The organism is Pseudomonas sp. I8001 (assembly GCF_013385345.1).
GTDB lineage: Bacteria > Pseudomonadota > Gammaproteobacteria > Pseudomonadales > Pseudomonadaceae > Aquipseudomonas.
Map to the genome: position 1 here is coordinate 1 of NZ_JACAQC010000024.1, position 16210 is coordinate 16210.

Below are 16210 nucleotides of genomic sequence, written 5' to 3' on the forward strand. Positions count from 1 at the left end.
TTTGGTTACTTTGCCGCTTTTTGTACGGACCGCAACAACGGATATGTACACAAAGTGCTTCACCTACAGCACCCACTGCTGACCCAGTGTTGCTACAGACGCACCCCCACCCCCAAAAAACCCACAACCCCCTGCCCCCGTTGGCCCAAGCCCCCATGGCATGCCCGTTGCAGTCCCAATCCCCAAAGGTCCCCGCACCCAATACGACTGAACCGGAGCACCCATGACCACTGAATTCTTCTGGCGCCTGCCGCTGGGCACCGACGGCCCCCAACTCACCACCGACAAACACAACCGCGGCAACCCCACCTACCGCCCCGGCAACATCGCACCAGGCCGCCTGCCCAACGGCCAACCCGACGACTTCACCTACATCGACTACATCGCTCAGGTCGCCAAAGCCGCCGAACTCGCCGGCTTCGAAGGCGCCCTGCTGCCCACCGGCCCCGAACCATGGATCGTCGCCGCCGCCCTGGCCCGAGAAACCCGGCGCATCAAATTCCTGATCGCCTTCCAGGCCACCTGGACCCTGCCCGCCTACGCCGCCCAACAAGCCGCGATCCTGCAAAACCTCAGCCGTGGCCGCGTAGAGTGGAACATCATCACCGGCGGCAACCCCGCCAGCCAGCGCGCCAACGGTGACTTCCTCGAACACGACCTACGCTACAAGCGCACCGGCGAATTCCTCGACATCATCCAGGGCCTCTGGGAGCACGAAAAATTCTCCTACAACGGTGATATCTACCAACTGGAAAACGGCGCTCTGCCCCACGGCCTGCACCACGAACGCAAGCCCGGCGTGTACTTCTCCGGTTTCTCCGACGCCGCCCTCGACGTCGCCGCCAAACACGCCGACGTGTACCTGAACTGGGCCGAACCCATCGACAAGCTCAAGCCACACATCGAGCGCGTGCGCGAACTGGCCGACAAACAAGGCCGCACCGTGCGCTTCGGCCTGCGGGTAGACCTGTTCGCCCGGGAGACCGAGGAGCAAGCCTGGAAAGACCTGCGTCGCCAGTTCGACAAGCTCGAAGGCAAGAGCAGCCAGGTCGCCAAGGGCTTTACCAGCGGCTCGGACTCGGTCGGCGGCGCACGCCAGACCGCGTACCACCAGAACGTCGACCGCTTCGATGACCTGATCATCGGTCCCAACCTGTGGGCCGGTTTCGCCAAAGCCAAACCGGGTCCGACCGTGGGCCTGGTCGGCAGCCACCAGAACATCGCCGAGCGCCTGGTGGAATACCGCGACGCCGGCTTCTCGACCTTCATCCTCGCCGGCAATCCACACCTGGAAGAAGCGTTGCGCATTGGCCAGGAAGTCCTGCCGCTTGTGCACCAACGCCCGGCGATCCAACCTTTGAAAGCCAGCGCCTGAACGCTGTGGGAGAACTCCTGATGACCCAACCTCTCGATACGCTCTGGTACACCCGCTGCCCCGTGCCCACCGGCCTGGGCATTGCAGTGCAAAAAGGCTGGCTGCAAGACACCGTCGGTGCCCTGGGCACCGAGGTGCAGTCGCTGCGCGAGTCCGATGACAAGGCGGTGCGCGAATCGCACTTCGATCACACCCTGCGCAATTCGGTACGCCATGGCGGCAATATCCCGGCGATCTGGGCCCGCGCCCAAGGCCGGGAAACCCGAGTGATCGGCCTGTCGTGGGCAGATGAAGTGCAACTGATCCTGACCCGCCAGGACAGCGGCATCAAAACCGTCAAGGACCTCAAGGGCCGTACTTTCGGCTTGCCGGACTGGGCCGGCGCACAGATCGACTTCACCCGCGCCCAGGCCCTGCGCGGGCTGGAAAACGCGTTGTCACTGGAAGGCCTGAAAGTCGGCGACGTGAAGCTGAAGAACTTCCGCTACGGCGGCACCTTCAGCGATACCCCGGTGCGCAATATCGCCGGTACGCCAGTCACGCAAAAAGTCAGCGAACGCAACCTGGAGCTGATAGGCCTGCTGCGCGGTGAAGTCGATGCGATCTTCCTCAAGGGCGCCCACGCCGCCCAACAGGCTCATGATTTCGGCCTGCACACGGTGATCGACACCGGCTCGCACCCGGACCCGCTGATCCGCAGCAACAACGGCACGCCGCGCACCCTGGCGGTGGACCTGAACCTGCTGGAAAACCACTTCGACGTAGCCACCGGCATTCTTGACTCGGTCCTGCGCGCCGAGCAATGGGCCCACACCCACTCGGAGGAAACCCGGCGCTACCTGGCCCAGGAAACCAACAGCAGTGAGTATTGGGTCACCGCCGCCTACGGCAACGACGCCCACTTGCGCCTGCGCACCGAACTGGATGAACAGGCAATTGCCGCGCTGCAGGACTTCACGCATTTCCTGCACCGCTGGCGCTTTATCCCGAAAAGCTTCGACGTGCGTGAATGGATTGATGCACGGCCGCTGGAAGCACTCTTGAACGGCAAAACCGCGCTGGCAGGCTAACCCCTGTAGGAGCCGGCTTGCCGGCGATGACGGCCTTGAATGGGGTATTGACCTTTCGGGCCTCATCGCCGGCAAGCCGGGCTCCTGCAAAGGTTTCCTATTTCATGGATTTGAACGAAGACCCTTATGAGCAAACCACTCGATACTCTCTGGTACACCCACAGCCCGGTTCCCACCGGTCTTGGCATTGCTGTGCAGTCCGGTCGCCTAGCCGAGGCGTTCCTGCCTTTTGGCACCAATATCCAGTCGTTGCGCGAGTCCACGGAACGGGAAGTTCGCGAGGCGCATTACGACCATCACCTGAAAAACTCGGTGCGCCACGGCGGTAATATCCCGGCGATCTGGGCCTACGCCAGTGGCGTGGAAACCCGGGTGTTGGGTTTGTCGTGGAGCGACGAGGTGCAGTTGATCCTGACCACCGCCGAGAGCGGTGTGCGCAGCGTGCGCGACTTGAAAAACCGGCGCTTCGGCCTGCCGAAATGGGCCAACGTGCAGATCGACTTCACCCGTGCCCAGGCCCTGCGCGGCCTGGAAAACGCCCTCAAGCTCGAAGGCCTGGAAGTCTCGGACGTAGAGCTGGTGGACTACCCGTACGGCGGCACCTACAGCGACAACCAGGTGCAATACGTCTACGGCTCCCCGGCGAGCCTGGGGGTGAGCCGCTTCAGCCGCCGCAACAACGAACTGATCGGCCTGCTGCGCGGTGATATCGACGCGATCTTCCTCAAGGGTGCCCACGCCGTGCACCTGGCCAACGAGTTCGGCCTGCATGTGGTGGTGGACACCGGTTCGCACCCGGACCCGCTGATCCGCTCCAACAACGGCACGCCACGCACCCTGACGGTGGACATCAACCTGCTGCAGGAGCACTTCGACGCCAGCGTGAAAATCGTCGACACCGTGCTGCGCACCGAGCAATGGGCCTGGGCCAATCCGGACGAGACCCGGCGCTTCCTGGCACAGGAACTCAACACCAGCGAGTACTGGGTAACCGCGGCCTACGGCGAAGATGCCCATCGTCGGCTGCGTACCACGCTCGATTCGCGCTCCATCGAAGCCTTGCAGGATTTCACCGATTTCCTGCATCGCTGGAACTTCATTCCACGGCGCTTCGATGTGCGCGACTGGATTGATTTCAGCGTGCTGGAAAAGGTCATCGGCTCCACCTCCCGCGTGGCTGTTTGACCTCCCCCATGTAGCAGCTGTCGAGCCCCGGCGAGGCTGCGTTTGCGGTGTGTCAGATACACCGTTTACGCAGCCTCGCCGGGGCTCGACAGCTGCTACGGCAACACCTCCCCTGCTGCTCCAGCAGCACCCTCCAAGCAACTTCTGCTGAATCTTCGACAGGCTTTTCAAGCGGCCTTCGGCTGCGCTTTCAATTGTTCGAAAACGTCCTCTTCTTGAATTTTTTAATCGTTATATATCAATATCTTACAACCATGTATCGACCCTGAAATCTGCTTGGCACGATCTCTGCTCTAACCCCTTCAAGGAAACTTTTCCGGGGGAGATTTCATGCACACACTTAATCCAATCACCAAGGGCCTGTGGCTCGCTTTACTGCTGGCAGGCGGCACCGCCAGCGAACATCTGCTGGCCGCCGACGCTGCCGAAAACGATGCAGGCAAAACCGAACCGTCGCTGAAGACCGTGACCGTCACCGCACAACACCGGGAAGAAACCCTGCAAGAGGTTCCGGTCGCGGTGTCGGCGGTACAAGGCACCAGCATCATTGCCGACGGCGTGCGGTCGATGGGCGATATCACCACCTTCATTCCCAACGCCTCGGCGAAAAACCCCGACGGCGACGGGCGCCCGCGCTGGTACATCCGTGGCCTGGGCACCGGCGACACCGGCGCGGCCACTGTGTACCCGGTGGGCATCTACGCCGATGACGTGTACCTGAACGCACCGATTGCCGGTGGCGGTCCGCTGTTTGACCTCGAACGCATCGAGATCCTGCGCGGCCCCCAAGGCACGCTGTATGGCAAGAACACCACGGCCGGCGCGGTGAATATCATCTCGAAGAAACCGACCTTCGACACCGACGGCTATGGCACGATCGGTTTTGGCAGCAAGAACGAACGCATCGTCAACGGCGCCATCGGCGGCACCCTGGTTCCGGAAAAACTCGCGGCGCGGATCTCGCTGTACTCCGAGGAACGCGACGGTTTCCAGAAAAACCTGATCGACGATCACACCTACGGCGACGTCAACAAAAAGGCCGTGCGCCTGCAATTCTTCGCCCAGCTCAACCCGGACCTGGACGCGCTGTGGAAGATCCACAGCCGCGAGTTCAAGGGCGACGGCGCCAACGGTGCGCTGACCCTCGGCCGCTACTACAACGTGGGCTACACACGCCCCGCCGGGCGCAACATTGCGCTGAACGTGGACGACGACTCCAAGCTCAACCATGACGGTACTTCGCTGACCCTCAACTGGCACCTGGGCGATTACACCCTCACGTCCATCAGCGCCTACGACTACATCCGCGGCCAGTCCAGTGGCGATGCCGACTACACGCCCTACGAGGTCAACGGCACCTCTACCGCCGACAACAAATACACCCAGTACTCCCAGGAAATCCGCCTGGCCTCGCCCCAGCAGGAAACCCTGCGCTGGTTGGCCGGCGCGCACTATTTCCATGAAGACCTGGACAGCAGCGCCGGACGCTTCATCGCCCCGGGCCCGACACCCAATGGCACCGGCTCGAACCAGGTCAACGGCGCGACGGACTTTCGCGACCTCAATTACAACCACACCACCGACAGCTACGCGCTGTTCGGCAACCTGACCTACGACCTCACCGACAACTTCAGCGTGACCGGTGGCCTGCGCTGGACCCAGGAAAAGAAAGACATCGACCTCAACCTCACTCAGTTGACGCGCGCCACCGCCAATGGCCCGCTGATTCCCCTGGGCGGCGTCGGTACCAACGGCAACCGCCAGGAAGACAAGACCTGGGAAGCCTGGACCTATGACCTGACCCCGGAATACCGGATCAACGACAACGTGCGGGTGTTCTTCCGCTATGCCCACGGCTTCCGCTCGGGCGGCTTCAACACCGGGCTGTCCACCAGCCTGTCGCAGCTGACCACGGTGGACCCGGAACAACTCGATGCCTACGAATTCGGCGTGAAGTCCGAGTGGTTCAACCATCGCCTGACGGCCAACGCGAACATCTTCTACTACGACTACTCGGACATTCAGGTCAACCTGCTGACCGTCAACAACGGCGTACTGACCACCGCGCTGACCAACGGCGCCAAGGGCAAGGTCAAGGGCGCCGAGCTGGAACTGGAAGGCCAACCCACCGACTACCTGCACCTGCGGGCGGCGATTTCGTTCCTGGATACCGAATACACCGACTTCAAAAACACCAACCCCAACACCGGTGCGGTCACGGGTGACTACAGCGGCAACAGCTTTGTGCGCTCGCCGCGCAACGTGGTGTCGCTGGGTGGCGACTACACCATCCCGCTGGAAATCGGCGGCAAGCTGGTGGCCGGTGCCGACGTGAGTTTTCGCGACAAGGAATACTTCCTCGCCGACCGCCAGAGCAGCGCCGACAAGGACTTGAGCCAGCCGCACTACACCTTGGCCAACAGCCGCCTGACCTGGTACAGCGCCGACGAAAAACTCAGCGTCACCGGGTTTGTGAACAACCTCACCGACCGCCGCTATCAGGTGCATGGCCGGCCGAACGGCGGGCTGGGGCAGTACGTGATCACTTACGGCGACCCACGCACCGTGGGGCTGAGCGTGACCAGCCGCTTCTAACTTCAGCCGCCGGACACTATTCACTAAACGCCGGAGATCAAATGTGGGAGCTGGCTTGCCTGCGATAGCGGTGGGTCAGCCAACCATTATGTGGCTGTGCCGCCATCATCGCAGGCAAGCCCGCTCCCACAGTTGACCTTCTTTGTTTGAGCCATAGCGCCCGGCCGCCATCGTCAACACGCTTCGAAAGGACCTTTCTATGTTCCACCGTACTCCGTTGGCCGGCGCCATCGCGCTGGTCATGGGCAGCCTTGCCGTGCCTGCTGTAGCCGCCGATGCGCAGCCCACTGCCAAGACCGACAAGCTCGACACCGTGGTGGTACTCGGCACCCGCCGCAGCGACGTCACCGCCCTGCAAAGCGCCGCACCGGTAGATGTGCTGAGCGGCGAGCAATTGCAGCAAACCGGCGCTGCCGACCTGTCCGGCGCACTGACCGCACTGTCGCCGTCCTTCAGCTTCCCGCAGTCGCCCCAGGGTGCATTTGCCGGTTCCATCGCCCAGGGCGCCTCGCTGCGCGGCCTGGCTTCCGACCAGGTGCTGGTATTGGTGGATGGCAAGCGCCGCCACACCAGCGCCAACATCACCCGCCAGAGCCTGGCCAACGGTCGTGGCGCGGCAGCGGTGGACTTGAGCCTGATCCCGTTGAGCGCGATCGACCACGTGGAGATCCTGCGTGACGGCGCCGCCGCTCAATACGGCTCCGATGCGATTGCCGGGGTGATCAACATCGTGCTCAAGCAAAAAGACGACGGCGGCAACGTCGGCTACCGTTTCGGTGGCTACAACAAGGGCGATGGCATGCAGCGCAAGTACAGCGGCTGGAAAGGCTTCGAACTGCCGAATGACGGTTTCCTGACTTTGAGTTTCGATGCCGGCAGCCAGGACCCGGCCAGCGACACCAACCCGGACAACCGAATCTTTTATCGCGGCGACACCAGCGTGGACACGCCGCGCGAGCAGAACAACCGCTATCGCACCTGGAACTGGGGCTCCAACAGTGTCTCCGACCAGTACAACTTCCTGGCCAACGGCGAGATGGGTGTGGGCGAAGGATTGACCGCCTACGGGTTCGCCACCTATTCCCACAAGAACACCGACTCCACCGGTTTTTTTGACCCGCCCACCGCGCTGTACAACAACTACGGCAGCGTTTCCTTGCAGCGTTATCCGGACGGCCGTTTGCCGATCACGCGCTACACCCTGGAGGACTATGCCGCCACCGGTGGCCTGCGGTACGAAAACGAGCAACTGGGCAAGTTCGACCTGGCGCTGAACCACGGCACCAACATCGTCAAGTCCACCGACTACAACGCGATCAACCCCAGTTGGGGCACCAACAGCCCGGCGACGATCTACACCGGCGAGCGCAAGAACGACCAGACCAACGTGACCCTGGATTGGGTGCGGGACTTCCCCACCGACTTGCTGTTCAAGCCGCTGACCGTCTCCGCAGGCCTGGCCTGGCGCCAGGAAAATTATCAGTTGAGCGCAGGCGCGCCGGCCGCCTCGCAGAACGGCCCGCTGTTCAACACCGTTGACCCGGTGACCGGACGCCGGCTCACCGGGTATTACTCGGGTATCACCCCGGTGGATGCCGACTCGCTGCAACGCAAGGTGCTGGGCGCGTATCTGGATGTCGAAGGCCAGGTCACCGAGAAGTTCCAGGCCGGTGTCGCAGTGCGTACCGAGCACTATTCGGACTTTGGCGACACCACCAACGGCAAGCTGTCGCTGCGCTACGACTTCACCCCGCAGATCGCCGCACGGGCCAGCGCCAGCACCGGCTATCGCGCACCGTCCCTGGCGCAGAGCGGCATGTCGTCGTTCAGTGTGCAGGTGGTGGAACAGCCGCCGGGCAGCGGCAACTACGTCGAGGTGCAGCAGCGCACCTTGCGCGCCAACAGCCCGGAAGCCCAGGCCCTGGGCGGCACACAGCTCAAGCCCGAGGAGTCGACCAACTACTCGCTGGGCCTGGTCTGGCAACCGCTGGACAACGCATCGGTGACGGTGGATGCCTACCGCATCAACATCAACAACCGCATTACCCTGTCCGACCAATTGCCGGCCTCGGTGGTCTCGCCGATCTTCGCCGGGACGCCTTACGCCAATATCCAGAGCGCGGCGTTCTACACCAACATCGCCGACACCCGCACCGACGGTATCGAACTGACCGGCAACTACAAACTCGACCTGCAGCAATGGGGCCGGGTGAACTTCAACGCCGGCTATGCGCGTAATCGCACGCAAATCACCGACCTGCGCAACGTCGGCAACATCGCGGGCAACCAGATCATCGGCCGCACCACCCAAGGCCTGATCGAGCACGGCACCCCGGACTACAAGCTGACCCTCAGCGCCAACTGGGCCTATGAAAAGTGGGGAGTCACCGTGGCCCAGCGCCGTTATGGCGAATGGAAAAGCCTCAATGCCGCCAACCCGAACCTCGACCAGACCTTCAGCCCGCAATGGGTCACCGACCTGGACGTATCCTACAACCTTGGCAAGGGGATCAAGCTTTCAGCCGGTGCGACGAACCTGTTCAACACTCACCCGGACAAGGCTTCCGGCGCGCAGTTGTACGGTGTGCCGATCTACTCGATCACCAGTCCTGAAGGCGCCCAGGGTGCGTTCTACTACACCAGTGTGAGCTACGACTTCTGAGGTAATTGCTGATGAGGTGTTGCTGCAGCAGCACCCCATTGTTGGCCAGGCATCATTCGGGCATTCGGATGTACACCCATCCATTGTGGGAGCTGGCTTGCCTGCGATGACGGTGGATCAGCCAGCCTCAATGTTTACTGGCCACCGTCATCGCAGGCACGCCAGCTCCCACATTTGGCCTTCATTGTTCTCCCCTGTTGTGTTCACTGGCACATGTCTTGCGATAGCCCCCGGGTACTTCGCTGAAATAAGACCCGCCATGCGCCCTTACCGATTGCTCACTGCCCTGACCTGGCTCATCTCGCCGCTGGCCCTGCTCGCCACCTGGACGCTGGTGGCGCACCTCGGGATCTTCCCGCGCAACCTGCTGGTACCGCCGGCCCAGGTCCTGCAAACCTTTGAAGAACTGCTCGCCAGCGGCGAACTCGCTGAACACCTGGGCAACAGCCTGTCCCGGCTCGGTCTGGGCTTTGGCATCGGCTCGCTGTGCGGCCTGGCCTTCGGCGTGCTGATGGCCCTGTCAAAGAACGTCGAGGTGTATTGCGCCCCGCTGTTCCACACCTTGCGCCAGATCCCCAGCATCGCGCTGATCCCGATGTTCGTGCTGCTGTTCGGCATTGATGAAACCTTCAAGATCATCATCGTCGCCAAGACCGCATTTTTCCCGGTGGCCCTGGCCGCCAGCGAAGGCGTCAAGGGCATTCCCCGCAGCTACTTCGAAGTGGCCGACGTGTACCGCCTGCGCTGGCCGACCTTCGTCTGGCGCATCGCCCTGCCCGCTGCCGCGCCGCCGATCATCACCGGTTTTCGTATCAGCCTGACCCGCGCCTGGGTGGTGCTGGTGGCCACCGAACTGCTGGCGGCCGACAGCGGCCTGGGGCAGATGATCGAGATGGCCCGGCAGATGCTGCGCATCGACGTGGTGATGGTGGGTGTGGTGGTCACCGGGCTGATTGGTTTTGCCCTCGACTTTGGCTTTCGTTCACTGGAACAGCGGCTGTTTCGCTGGCAGACCCGCTAGGAGCCCGGCATGACCCTCTTGAAAAAATCCCGCGGCCTGTTGCTGCCGCTGCTGTTGATCCTCGCCTGGGAATACGCCTCGCGCCAGGACGCGGCCGGCGCCTACGCCTTTGTGCCGCTGTCGGCGATCGGCTCGGCGTTGCTGGAAATGCTCGGTAACGGCGAGTTGCTGGTCAACCTGCTGGCCAGCCTGGCCCGCACCAGTGGCGGCCTGGCCCTGGGCATCCTGTTCGGCGTGGTGCTGGGGGTGCTGATGGCGCTGTCGAGTGTGGCCAACCGTTTGATCGGCCCGCTGTTCCATTCGATTCGCCAGGTGCCGATGCTGGGCTGGATCCCGTTGATTGCCATGTGGTTCGGCAATGGCGAGTTCTCCAAGGTGCTGATCGTCAGCCTCGCGGCGTTCTACCCGATGGTGCTCAACACCTACCAGGGCTTCAGCCATGTGGAGCGGCGTTATCGTGAAGTCGGCCAGGTGCTGGTGCTCAGCCCGGTGCAGCAGTTCGTGCACGTGCTGTTGCCGGCGGCGTTGCCGAGCATCGCCACCGGCGTGTTGCATGCCCTCGCCTTCGCCTGGGTCACGGCGATCGGCAGTGAGCTGTTCCTGTCCTCCGGCGCCGGCCTGGGCAACCTGATGATGAATGCCGAGGCTGGCTCGCGCATGGAAGTGATCGTGCTCAGCGTGCTGTGCATCGGCCTGCTGGGCTACCTGATGAACCTGCTGTTTACCCGCCTCAGCCGCCACGTGCTGCGCTGGCGCAATATTCGTTGAAGGCCATGAACATGAACGCAATCGCCCACCACGCCCTCCACACCGCCGTGCAGACCGGCGCCCTGCAGATTCGCGGCCTGAACAAGGCCTATCGGATCGAAGGCAAGCCGCTGCCGGTGTTGCACAACATCAACCTCGACGTGCGGCCAGGGGAGTTTGTCAGCATCGTCGGCGCCAGCGGCTGCGGCAAATCCACCTTGCTGCGCCTGATTGTCGGGCTGGAGGCCGAGTACGAAGGCGATATCCTGCTGGACGGCCAGCGCATCGCCGCCACCAGCCTGGAGCGCGGCATTGTGTTCCAGGATCACCGCCTGTTCCCGTGGATGACCGTCAGCCAGAACATCGCCCTGGCCCTGAAAAACCACAACCTGCCCCAGTCCGAAAAGGATCGGCAAGTGGCCGAACATATCGCTCTGGTCAACCTCACCGGCTTTGAAAACGCCTACCCGCACCAGCTCTCCGGCGGCATGGCGCAACGTGCTGCAATCGCCCGGGCACTGATCAATAAACCCAAGGTACTGTTGCTCGATGAACCACTGGGCGCCCTCGACGCCCTGACCCGTGTGCACCTGCAGCGGGAGCTGCAACGGATCTGGGTGCAACAGCGCTGCACGGTGATCATGGTCACCCATGACATCGAAGAGGCGCTGTACCTGGGTGACCGGGTGATCGTGATGGACGCCCACCCGGGGCGGATCAAGCATGAAATCCGGGTGGACTTGCCACATCCGAGGGAGCGCAGTTCGCCGGTCTTGCAGGGCTACAAGGACCGGTTGCTTGAAGAGCTGGTCGGGCACTGAAGACAGTGGGCATGCCGAGCTTTACATTTTGTATAGTTATGGATATTTTATCCAGACAGCAAATGCAATGCGCTCGTGCCCGGTTCATTTTCAGAGGTCCTTTCCATGCAACTGTCTTCGTACCATGACGTGATCAAAGCCGCCGAACGCCTGGAGGGCTTCGCCAACCGCACGCCGGTGTTCACCTCGCGCACCCTCGATGCCGAGACCGGCGCCCAGGTGTTCATCAAATGCGAAAACCTGCAACGCACCGGTTCATTCAAGTTTCGCGGTGCGTTCAATGCGCTTTCCCGGTTTGACGAGGCGCAGCGCAAGGCGGGTGTAGTGGCGTTTTCCTCGGGCAATCACGCCCAAGGCATCGCACTGGCCGCCCGCCTGTTGCAGATGCCGGCCACCATCGTAATGCCCACCGACGCCCCGGCTGCCAAGGTCGCCGCCACCCGGGAATACGGCGCGACCGTAGTGTTCTACGACCGTATCACCGAAGACCGCGAGCAGATCGGCCGCACCCTGGCCGAGCAGCACGGCATGACGTTGATCCCCTCCTACGACCACCCGGACGTGCTGGCCGGCCAGGGCACTGCCGCCAAGGAGTTGCTGGAATTCACCGGCCCACTGGATGCCTTGTTTGTCGGCCTGGGCGGTGGCGGTATGCTCTCCGGTACGGCATTGGCCACCCGTGCGTTGTCGCCTGATTGCCTGCTGTACGGGGTCGAGCCCGAAGCCGGGAATGACGGTCAGCGCTCCTTCCAGACCGGCAGCATCGTGCACATCGACACGCCCGCGACCATCGCAGACGGCGCCCAGACCCAGCACCTTGGCAATCACACCTTCCCGATCATCCGCGAGAACGTGAATGACATCCTTACGGTCTCGGACGCCGAGTTAGTGGAGTCGATGAGGTTCTTCATGCAACGCATGAAGATGGTCGTGGAGCCCACCGGTTGCCTCGGCCTTGCGGCCTTGCGCAACCTCAAGCAGCAGTTCCGGGGCCAGCGCGTGGGCATCATCGTGACCGGTGGCAACGTCGATATCGAGAAGTACGCGAGCCTGCTAAAGGGCTAAAACCTCTAACAAGAAAATACTGTGGCGAGCGTGCTTGCCACATGGCTTCCTGCTGCCTGCAATTTCTGCCGCCTATAAAAAATGCCCGGGTGTTCCCTGAGCGTTAACAACAAGAGGTGCTTATGAAAAATCGTTACCTGGCCCGGGCCATTGTGATTGCGATCATCCTTGGCGTGCTGGTGGGGGCCGTGCTGCATGCCCAACTGGACACCGACACCGCCAAGACCATCGCGGCTTACTTCAGCATGGTCACCGACGTGTTTTTGCGCCTGATCAAGATGGTCATCGCGCCGCTGGTGCTGGCGACGTTGATCAGTGGCGTGGCGAGCATGGCCGACAGCGGTTCCATCGGCCGTGTCGGGTTGAAGGCGATGACCTGGTTTTTGATTGCGTCCGTGGTATCGCTGCTGATCGGTTTGACATTGGCCAATCTGTTTCAGCCAGGCGCGGGGCTCACCCTGAGTGTGGCGGCCAACGGCAACAGCGGTTTGAACACCGCCAGCTTCAACCTGTCGGGTTTTTTGTCCCATGTATTCCCCCGCAGCATCGTCGAGGCCATGGGCAACAATGAGGTGCTGCAAATCGTGGTGTTTTCGTTGTTCTTCGGCGCAGCGCTGGCGTTCGTCAAGGGCAGCGCCAGGTCGCCGATCCTGCACGTGCTGGAAGAACTGACCCAGGTGATGTTCCGCATCACCGAATACGTGATGGTGATCGCGCCGCTGGCGGTGTTTGCCGCAATTGCCGCCACCATCAGCCTGTACGGGCTGGGGATGGTGGTCAGCTTTGGCAAGTTGATCGCGCAGTTCTACCTGGGCCTGGCGGTGCTGTGGCTGGTGATCAGCGGCGTGGGTTACCTGGCGCTGGGCGCACGTTTCAAACAACTGTTGCAGTTGCTGCGCAGCCCGGTTTTGCTGGCGTTCTCCACCGCCAGCAGCGAGGCGGCCTACCCCAAGACCATCGCAGCCCTGGACAGCTTCGGCTCGCCCAAGCGCATCAACAGTTTTGTGCTGCCCCTGGGTTACTCGTTCAACCTCGACGGTTCGATGATGTACCAGGCGTTTATCGTGATGTTCATCGCCCAGGCCTATGGCATCGAGATGAGCTTCGGCCATCAGGTAATGATCCTACTGACCTTGCTCGTCATCAGCAAAGGCACCGCCGGCGTGGCGCGCGGCTCACTGGTGGTGCTCGCGGCGGGCCTGCCGATGGTCGGCCTGCCGGAAGCCGGTTTGCTGCTGATCCTCGCCGTGGACCCGATCCTCGACATGGGCCGTACCGCCACCAACGTGTTCGGCTGCGGCGTGGCCACGGCGGTGATTGGCCACGGTGCCACCGATGAACAACCTGCTCCCCTTCCCTCCCTTGCTTGAGAACTGCCGATCATGAAGATTCACCACACAGCCACTGCCTCCCAGCCTGCCGGTCACTACTCCCAGGCCGTGAGCCACCAGGGCACGCTGTACATCTCCGGTCAATTGCCGGTGAGCCCTGACGGGCGTCATAACCTCGAGGCTTCGTTTGCCGAACAGGCTCAAGTGACCCTGGACAATCTGATGGCGATTTTGAAGGCCGCAGGCGGCTCACCCGCAGACCTGGTGAAAGTCACGGTGTACGTGGTGGGGGTAAAACACTGGCCTGAATTTGATGGCTTGTACGCCGCTGCGCTGGGAGATCACCGCCCCGCCCGCGCGGTGGTGCCGGTGCCGGAACTGCACCACGGCTATCTGATTGAAATCGAAGCCGTGGCGCGCTCGGCATAGGTCATTTGGCGTAGGTGTAGACCGCCGCCCGCGAGACCCCAAGGTGTGAGGCAACCGTTTCCATGGCACGCCGGATGTCCATCACGCCGGCTTCTTTCAGCTCTTGCATCAGCAGCCGCCGGTCGGCGGCCTTGAGGGCACGTGGGGTGGTCGCCAGGCGTGCGGCGAACTGGTCGATGCGCGCACGAATGGCGTCCGCACCGGACGGGTCGAGAGACTCGGCGGGCCGGTCGCCGCTGACCGAGCCGAACTGTTCCAGCATGCCCTGCAAGCCACGGAACAACGAGAGGTCGACGTTCATGCACAAGGCCGCCACGTACTTGCCGGTGGAGTCCTTGATACCGATGGAAGTGCTCTTGACCTGACGCCCGTCGGCGAACTGGTTCTGGTAGTTGGCGATCACCTGCGGGTAGTCGGGATCGGCAATCCGCGCCAGGCCCAGCTCGGTGGCCGGGTCACCCGGCCGGCGCCCGGAGAGGTTGTTGTGGATGGCCATGATTGCGTGCTGCGGGTCGCGCAGGTCGTGCAGCACGACCTCGCAAAACGGGCTGAAGGTCTTGCTCAGGCCTTCGGCAATCTGTTCGAGCTGGCTGATCAAGGCCGCTTGTTCGGGAGTGTGTTTTTTCATTCAGACAACATATCCAGTACTGGATAGACCGTCAATTTACCTTTTGGAGTGTGCACGATGGAAACCCCGACAGCTTTGCTGGATGTGAGCCGGATGCAGCGCAATATCCTGCGTATGCAGCAGCGTGCCGATGACTTGGGTGTGAGCTTGCGGCCCCATGTGAAGACCCATAAATGTGCCGAGGTGGTGGCGGCGCAAATCGCTGCCGGGGCCACGGGGATTACGGTTTCGACGTTGAAGGAGGCCGAGTATTTTTTCGACCTCGGCATTCGGGACGTTCTGTATGCGGTGGCGATGGCGCCGCATAAATTGCCTCAGGCGTTGGCGTTGCGTCGTCAGGGGTGTGCGCTGACGCTGATCACCGACAGCCTTGCCGGGGCCCGGGCGATTGTCGAGTTTGGTGCGCTGCAGGGTGAGGTTTTTGCGGTGCTGATTGAGATTGACTGTGATGGGCACCGGTCCGGGGTGAAGCCTCAGGATCCGCTGTTGCTGGAGATCGCCAGGCTGCTGTATGGCGGCGGGATGCTTGCCGGGGTGTTGACTCATGCCGGGGAAAGTTACGGGCTGGATACGCCTGAGGCGTTGCGGGCGATTGCCGAGCAGGAACGGGCGCGCTGTGTTGCAGCGGCCGAGGTGATTCGGGGGGCGGGGTTGCCTTGCTTGCAGGTGAGTGTGGGTTCGACGCCCACGGCGCTGTCGGCGGTGAGCCTGGAGGGTGTGACTGAGCTGCGGGCCGGGGTTTATGCGTTTTTTGATTTGGTGATGCATAACGTTGGGGTGTGCCGCATTGATGAGCTGGCGTTGAGTGTGCTGACTACGGTGATCGGGCATCAGGTGGAAAAGGGCTGGATCATTACCGACGCGGGGTGGATGGCGATGAGTCGGGATCGTGGGACGCAGTCGCAGAAGCGGGATTTTGGTTATGGGCAGGTGTGTACCGAGGGTGGTGAGGTGATTGAGGGGTTGCTGGTGGGCAGCGCGAATCAGGAGCATGGGGTGGCTTGGTTCGACGGGGTGGCGGTGGATGTGGTTGAGCGGTTTCCGCTGGGGACGCGGCTGAGGGTTTTGCCTAACCATGCGTGTGCTACGGGGACGCAGTTCGGCAGCTATGGCGCGCTGCTGGAGAATGGTGAGGTGCAGGTTTGGGAGCGGTTGCGAGGGTGGTAGATCGGGGGCATATCCGTTATTTGGGTGGTGGCCGATATTGGTTCCGCTCTTACAGCGGCCTGAAAGCCGGCTTGAGTGTTAAAAGCCAAATCAGAAGCTAAAGCGGGCACGGTC

Annotated in this window: 13 protein-coding genes; 12 read left to right on the forward strand and 1 reads right to left on the reverse strand. The window is 62.2% G+C overall.

All coding sequences use genetic code 11. The features are described from left to right. Nucleotides 1-223: 223 nt before the first annotated feature. From HX839_RS16510 to HX839_RS16560, 11 genes are all read left to right on the forward strand, one after another. A complete protein-coding gene (locus HX839_RS16510; RefSeq protein ID WP_008430513.1) occupies nucleotides 224-1375 on the forward strand; it encodes an LLM class flavin-dependent oxidoreductase in 1152 nt (383 codons plus the stop codon). A 20-nt stretch (nucleotides 1376-1395) separates the two neighbouring features. Then, nucleotides 1396-2445 (forward strand): ABC transporter substrate-binding protein, encoded by a 1050-nt coding sequence (locus HX839_RS16515; protein WP_003212533.1) that lies wholly within the window; start codon nucleotides 1396-1398, stop codon nucleotides 2443-2445. Nucleotides 2446-2571: 126 nt separating this feature from the next. Beyond that, nucleotides 2572-3630 carry an ABC transporter substrate-binding protein gene (locus HX839_RS16520; RefSeq protein ID WP_003212534.1) on the forward strand — a complete coding sequence of 353 codons (1059 nt, stop codon included), beginning with the start codon at nucleotides 2572-2574 and terminating at the stop codon, nucleotides 3628-3630. Nucleotides 3631-3960: 330 nt separating this feature from the next. Beyond that, on the forward strand, nucleotides 3961-6225 hold the full coding sequence (locus HX839_RS16525) for a TonB-dependent receptor (RefSeq protein ID WP_087693871.1): 2265 nt from the start codon (nucleotides 3961-3963) through the stop codon (nucleotides 6223-6225). A gap of 199 nt (nucleotides 6226-6424) precedes the next feature. Continuing rightward, nucleotides 6425-8887, forward strand: coding sequence for a TonB-dependent siderophore receptor (locus HX839_RS16530; RefSeq protein WP_177067353.1), 2463 nt, complete (start codon nucleotides 6425-6427; stop codon nucleotides 8885-8887). Nucleotides 8888-9146: 259 nt separating this feature from the next. Continuing rightward, nucleotides 9147-9908, forward strand: coding sequence for an ABC transporter permease (locus HX839_RS16535; RefSeq protein WP_008430524.1), 762 nt, complete (start codon nucleotides 9147-9149; stop codon nucleotides 9906-9908). Nucleotides 9909-9917: 9 nt separating this feature from the next. Then, the gene (locus HX839_RS16540; RefSeq protein ID WP_177027867.1) at nucleotides 9918-10676 is read left to right on the forward strand and encodes an ABC transporter permease; all 759 of its coding nucleotides are present in this window, start codon (nucleotides 9918-9920) and stop codon (nucleotides 10674-10676) included. Between the two features lie 11 nt (nucleotides 10677-10687). After that, nucleotides 10688-11476, forward strand: coding sequence for an ABC transporter ATP-binding protein (locus HX839_RS16545; protein ID WP_023658820.1), 789 nt, complete (start codon nucleotides 10688-10690; stop codon nucleotides 11474-11476). Nucleotides 11477-11581: 105 nt separating this feature from the next. Next, nucleotides 11582-12541, forward strand: coding sequence for a threo-3-hydroxy-L-aspartate ammonia-lyase (locus HX839_RS16550; protein ID WP_003212540.1), 960 nt, complete (start codon nucleotides 11582-11584; stop codon nucleotides 12539-12541). A gap of 122 nt (nucleotides 12542-12663) precedes the next feature. Continuing rightward, nucleotides 12664-13911, forward strand: a complete 1248-nt coding sequence (locus HX839_RS16555) for a dicarboxylate/amino acid:cation symporter (RefSeq protein WP_177067354.1) — start codon at nucleotides 12664-12666, stop codon at nucleotides 13909-13911. Between the two features lie 12 nt (nucleotides 13912-13923). After that, complete coding sequence (locus HX839_RS16560; RefSeq protein ID WP_177067355.1) at nucleotides 13924-14301, forward strand: RidA family protein; 378 nt, start codon at nucleotides 13924-13926, stop codon at nucleotides 14299-14301. 1 nt (nucleotide 14302) lies between these two features. On the opposite strand, the gene HX839_RS16565 is transcribed toward HX839_RS16560, so the two are convergent. Further along, nucleotides 14303-14929: a transcriptional regulator gene (locus HX839_RS16565; RefSeq protein WP_177067356.1), complete on the reverse strand. Its 627-nt coding sequence runs from the start codon at nucleotides 14927-14929 to the stop codon at nucleotides 14303-14305. A 57-nt stretch (nucleotides 14930-14986) separates the two neighbouring features. Here HX839_RS16565 and HX839_RS16570 point away from each other — a divergent pair, with 57 nt between their 5' ends. Beyond that, complete coding sequence (locus tag HX839_RS16570; protein ID WP_177067357.1) at nucleotides 14987-16096, forward strand: DSD1 family PLP-dependent enzyme; 1110 nt, start codon at nucleotides 14987-14989, stop codon at nucleotides 16094-16096. The last annotated feature ends 114 nt before the right edge of the window (nucleotides 16097-16210 follow it).

What these genes read in the sequence shown, in the direction of transcription:
- HX839_RS16540 (WP_177027867.1), top strand. Translation starts at nt 9,918, where the DNA reads ATGACCCTCTTGAAAAAATCCCGCGGCCTGTTGCTGCCGCTGCTGTTG.
- HX839_RS16515 (WP_003212533.1), top strand. Translation starts at nt 1,396, where the DNA reads ATGACCCAACCTCTCGATACGCTCTGGTACACCCGCTGCCCCGTGCCC.
- HX839_RS16535 (WP_008430524.1), top strand. Translation starts at nt 9,147, where the DNA reads ATGCGCCCTTACCGATTGCTCACTGCCCTGACCTGGCTCATCTCGCCG.
- HX839_RS16555 (WP_177067354.1), top strand. Translation starts at nt 12,664, where the DNA reads ATGAAAAATCGTTACCTGGCCCGGGCCATTGTGATTGCGATCATCCTT.
- HX839_RS16560 (WP_177067355.1), top strand. Translation starts at nt 13,924, where the DNA reads ATGAAGATTCACCACACAGCCACTGCCTCCCAGCCTGCCGGTCACTAC.
- HX839_RS16545 (WP_023658820.1), top strand. Translation starts at nt 10,688, where the DNA reads ATGAACGCAATCGCCCACCACGCCCTCCACACCGCCGTGCAGACCGGC.
- HX839_RS16550 (WP_003212540.1), top strand. Translation starts at nt 11,582, where the DNA reads ATGCAACTGTCTTCGTACCATGACGTGATCAAAGCCGCCGAACGCCTG.
- HX839_RS16525 (WP_087693871.1), top strand. Translation starts at nt 3,961, where the DNA reads ATGCACACACTTAATCCAATCACCAAGGGCCTGTGGCTCGCTTTACTG.
- HX839_RS16565 (WP_177067356.1), bottom strand. Translation starts at nt 14,929, where the DNA reads ATGAAAAAACACACTCCCGAACAAGCGGCCTTGATCAGCCAGCTCGAA.
- HX839_RS16520 (WP_003212534.1), top strand. Translation starts at nt 2,572, where the DNA reads ATGAGCAAACCACTCGATACTCTCTGGTACACCCACAGCCCGGTTCCC.
- HX839_RS16530 (WP_177067353.1), top strand. Translation starts at nt 6,425, where the DNA reads ATGTTCCACCGTACTCCGTTGGCCGGCGCCATCGCGCTGGTCATGGGC.
- HX839_RS16570 (WP_177067357.1), top strand. Translation starts at nt 14,987, where the DNA reads ATGGAAACCCCGACAGCTTTGCTGGATGTGAGCCGGATGCAGCGCAAT.
- HX839_RS16510 (WP_008430513.1), top strand. Translation starts at nt 224, where the DNA reads ATGACCACTGAATTCTTCTGGCGCCTGCCGCTGGGCACCGACGGCCCC.